The organism is Enterococcus sp. HY326 (assembly GCF_026157065.1).
In the GTDB taxonomy this organism is placed as follows: domain Bacteria; phylum Bacillota; class Bacilli; order Lactobacillales; family Enterococcaceae; genus HY326.
Genome location: NZ_JANLGQ010000024.1, coordinates 1 through 3,033, shown reverse-complemented (window position 1 = coordinate 3,033; position 3,033 = coordinate 1). Strand labels below are relative to the sequence as shown.

General features: G+C 37.6%; 3 protein-coding genes. All 3 read left to right on the top strand.

Annotated elements, in window-relative coordinates; translation table 11 throughout:
• Positions 1–195: 195 nt before the first annotated feature.
• The 3 genes from ORH16_RS18780 (at position 196) to ORH16_RS18770 (ending at position 2,975) form a co-directional block, all read left to right on the top strand.
• Positions 196–1,314 carry a tyrosine-type recombinase/integrase gene (locus tag ORH16_RS18780; protein ID WP_265460458.1) on the top strand — a complete coding sequence of 373 codons (1,119 nt, stop codon included), beginning with the start codon at positions 196–198 and terminating at the stop codon, positions 1,312–1,314.
• A 203-nt stretch (positions 1,315–1,517) separates the two neighbouring features.
• On the top strand, positions 1,518–2,627 hold the full coding sequence (locus ORH16_RS18775) for a DUF916 and DUF3324 domain-containing protein (protein ID WP_265460457.1): 1,110 nt from the start codon (positions 1,518–1,520) through the stop codon (positions 2,625–2,627).
• Positions 2,628–2,975: an LPXTG cell wall anchor domain-containing protein gene (locus tag ORH16_RS18770; RefSeq protein WP_265460456.1), complete on the top strand. Its 348-nt coding sequence runs from the start codon at positions 2,628–2,630 to the stop codon at positions 2,973–2,975. It begins immediately after the preceding gene.
• Positions 2,976–3,033: the final 58 nt, after the last annotated feature.

Here is a 3,033-nt window from a genome sequence, read left to right as displayed (position 1 = left end):
ATTTTAACTTTATAAATATATCTTGTTTTAGTTAAGAATAAGAATTTTTGGTTAACTTACAATTTCTAATCAAAGTTCTCTTCTTATTTATTATATATTCTCAGTTATTTATTGTCAATACGTTTTTTTTTCTTCTTTACTGACAATTTTCAATTTAGTAGAATAAACCGTCACACAACAGAAAGGGTGTTTTTAATGAGTAGACAAGGAGAAAATATTTATCATAGAAAAGATGGTCGATGGGAAGGCAGATACATTAAGGGGCGAAAGTTAGATGGGTCTATTCGATACGGCTATGTATATCGAAATACCAGAGAAGAAACAAAACGGGTATTGGATGTATTTAAAACGAGTTATCAACCTGCTGTCCCAAAACCTAGTTCAACAATTAGTCTTACATTTAAAGAATGGGCGCTTGTTTGGTTGAGACGCATAGAATTGCGGGTAAAGAGGACGACATTTTCCAATTATCACTATAAATTAAACAAGTATATTCTACCTATTTTCAAACACAAAAAATTATACGAAATTAACGAAGAAAGTATCTATTTATATATTGAAGAGCTTCAAAATAATCATTTAAGCATGAGTTCGATTCAGTCTATCTTTACATTGTTTAAACAAGTATTGTCCTCGGGACTGTCTCGCATAAAATGTGATGCTACCTTTTTGACTCTCATAAAATTACCAAGAAGAGATTGGTCTCGAGTGACATCACTCTCATTATCCGAACAAAAAAGGTTATCTTTAGCAGCGAGTCAGGAACCTGCAAAAAAAGGGTTACCGGTATTGATTGCCCTGCACACGGGCATGCGAATAGGTGAAATTGCAGCATTGGAATGGTGTGATATAGATTTTGAGAAAAACATTATCCAGGTTTCAAAAACCTGTCAACGCATACTAAATCAAAAGAAAACACCAGCTAAAACTTACATACACATTGATGGGGCGAAAACTAAAAATTCAATTCGCGTAATCCCTATGACCCCTTTTCTAAGGGAGAAATTGAAACAGTATAGACAAGATGGTGAACTAGCCAGATGGGTATTTACGAACAATGATGGTCCTTGTGAACCAAGACTACTTACAAATTATTTTCATAAAATAAGAAAAAAGGTAGGTCTTACGCATATCCATTTCCATCAGTTACGGCACACTTTTGCGACGCGTTGCCTTGAGGCACTCTCAGATATTCCAACAGTTAGCGCATTACTCGGACACAAATCTACCCAACTAACATTAGATGTGTATTCAGATGTTCTAATGGATCAACGCTTACAGACAATAGAAAAAGTAGCTACTTATATTTCTTAAAAAATTCCTTAATAAGAAAACAAGCTGATAACCAATAAAATGATAGCGTTATCATTTTATTGGTTATCTTTTCGAATAAGCCGTCAATCGCCGTCAAAATATAATCAAAAACGCTGTCATATTGGCGTTATATTTTGTTTCTTTTACTTAACTAAAACAAGATGTAATTATATCACAAAATATTAGGAGAGTACTACGGAATTATGTATAAAATAAACTCAACCATTCATGTGAACTACCTATGGAAATCGTTTGTTCTTCTTTTTTTCTTCCTATTCATAACTATTCTGATGCCTACTAGAGTTCATGCAGCAGATACGGAAGACCCGTTAGGGTTCTCGGTCGAAGCTGTACGCCCCGATACCCAAATTGATCAGAATAAAACGTTCTTCTTTATTAAAACGGAACCCGGCCAGCCACAAGAATTAAAAGTGAAAGTGACAGGAACCGGATCTGAATCGGTAAAAATTAAAGTGTATGTCGCAAATGCTGTCACAAGTGAAGAAGCCACGATTGATTATGTCGCTGGAAAAGAAAATAATAGTACATTAGTGAACTCCTTAGAAGAAATAACGTCTATTGATCAAACCGAAATAGAGGTAGCTCCAGAAGAGACGAAGGAAGTGACGCTTACGGTTTCTCCTCCAGCCGAGAGTTATACAGGCGCAAAGATTGGAGCAGTCTATTTTGAGAAGGTGACAGAAGAAGAATCGACGGACGCTGTAAACAGTCAATATGCGTACAGAATTGGAATCATAGCGTCTGGGGATGGAGCGGTTGATTATAGCCGAGGACAGACATTGAATTTGCTTAGCGCTGAGCCAGAGCTCCTTAGGCTACAAAAAACGATTGGATTAACGTTTGAAAATCCTGAGTCTCAGGTCATTTCAGATTTTTCAATGAAGATTGAAATAGTAGATAAAGAAAGTGGTGCGGTTGTAAAAACACAATCGATGAACAAAGGATCGATTGCACCTAACAGTCAGTTTACCTATCCGGTCGATTGGGGAATAGATGCGATACCAAGTGGTACGTATATTGCTCGAGTCAGTGCGCAAAGTAATCTACACGAGTGGGAACTCGAACAAGAATTTACCATAAGTGCTGAGAAGGCTAAAGAAATGAATGATGAGACTGTGTTTAAGTTGACCTTACCTTCTTGGTTTTATATCTTAACTATTTTGATTACAATTGGCACTTTTGGTTTGACTGTTTATCTTGTCATAAGGGGAAAGAGTTGGAAAAAGCAACGAAGTGCTGAGATACGGAAAAGAAAGAAGAATAAGAAAAGACCGATCAAAGGAGGAGCATGAATGAGCAAAAGTTTGGGTCGAGTTATGGGGACAGTTCTTTTAGTGTTGAGTCTATGTTTGGTGACACTGCCGACAGTTCATGCAAGTGGAACATCGAACTCCTTAGGAACTGATGCAGGTATCGGCTTTTCAAGTGACAGTACGACGCCATCTTCTTCAAGTAGTAGCGGGAGAGATACCCTACCTTCAACAGGTGGAGGCACAACGGGTGGAAAGCTCCCCCAAACGGGGGAATTGACCACTCCCTTTATCTTGCTTTTGGTTGGATGGGCGGTGGTCATCTTATCTGTAACGGTCTACCTGTTGATAAAAAAAAAGAATGAGAAAGAAACGGAGGAATATGAATGATGGTTTACTATTGGGTCGCAGGACTAGGCATAGTTGGCTTGATTGGCATGATTGGATT

Coding starts and splice junctions, on each gene's coding strand:
- ORH16_RS18775 (WP_265460457.1), top strand. CDS start 1,518: ATGTATAAAATAAACTCAACCATTCATGTGAACTACCTATGGAAATCG.
- ORH16_RS18780 (WP_265460458.1), top strand. CDS start 196: ATGAGTAGACAAGGAGAAAATATTTATCATAGAAAAGATGGTCGATGG.
- ORH16_RS18770 (WP_265460456.1), top strand. CDS start 2,628: ATGAGCAAAAGTTTGGGTCGAGTTATGGGGACAGTTCTTTTAGTGTTG.